The 920-nt window shown below is 72.0% G+C and carries 1 protein-coding gene; it reads right to left on the reverse strand.

Features of this window, described 5'->3' with window-relative positions; all coding sequences use genetic code 11:
• Positions 1 to 131: 131 nt before the first annotated feature.
• Positions 132 to 920, reverse strand: a 789-nt coding sequence (locus tag D8M34_RS19130; RefSeq protein ID WP_202976295.1) for a hypothetical protein, incomplete at its 5' end; no start/stop codon positions are given.

Here is a 920-nt window from a genome sequence, read left to right on the forward strand (position 1 = left end):
ACTGCCCCGGGCGGTATGGCCCGAGCTGACTGCTCGGATGGCGGCGGGTTCTGAGACATTCCTCGTGGGAGAGCCTCCGCGCACTTGCGCGGATGCTCCTGGCTTCCCGTCCGGCCGCGCCGCCGACGGGCTTAATCGTCATAGCCGTAGTCGGTGTCGTAGGGGTCGAAGTCCGTACCGCGCGCATGGTCCTGCGCGTGGCCTTGTTCGTGGATCTGCTCGGGCTGGCCGCTCTGGTTCTGATGGCGTTCGTTCTCGATGGCGAGCTGGTCGCGGTGGGCCCGTTCGGCGTAGCCGGCGTCGAGGTCGCGGTCCTGGTGGGGCTGGTTGTTCTGGACACGGGCCTGCTGGCGCAGCTCTCGCAGCTGCGACTCGCGGGTCACGCGGCGGAGATCATCGACTGCTTCGCGTGCCGCGCCCGAGTCGCGCTCGCCGCTGTGGCGGGCACCGTTGGCCGCGGAGCGTTCCTCCTGGGAGGCCTCGGGTGTCGCGCTCGCGCGCGGCTCCTGCATGTCCGGTTCGGCCGTAGGGGAGTCGTTGTGGTGCCCGAGGTCCGGTGCCGACGCCGTCTCCGCGTTCGTGTCCTCATGCTCGGCACTCGGCGGCGCGGCGACTGGGCTGCCGCCGTGTTCCGGGACGTCGGTGGACAAGGTGAGTTGTTCCCCGGCCGCCGGTGTCGGGGTGTCGCGCCAGGCGGGGAGCTGGCGTCGTTCCAGTTCCCCGGCCGCGGCCTGGTCGGCCTCGCGCAGCGGGGCAACCTCGGCCCACCACTGGTGCCGGGCTTCGTACTCCTCGGCCATGCCAGCGGCTTGAGCGGTGTAGGCCTGCGCGAGGGCGCGGTAGCGGTCGGCGGCCGCGACCAGCGCGTCTCGGTCGGGACCGTCGGCTGTGGCGTCTGCTTCGGCTGCGGTGAGCACGGC

It is taken from the genome of Microbacterium sp. HSID17254 (assembly GCF_003989315.1).
Classification (GTDB): domain Bacteria; phylum Actinomycetota; class Actinomycetes; order Actinomycetales; family Microbacteriaceae; genus Microbacterium.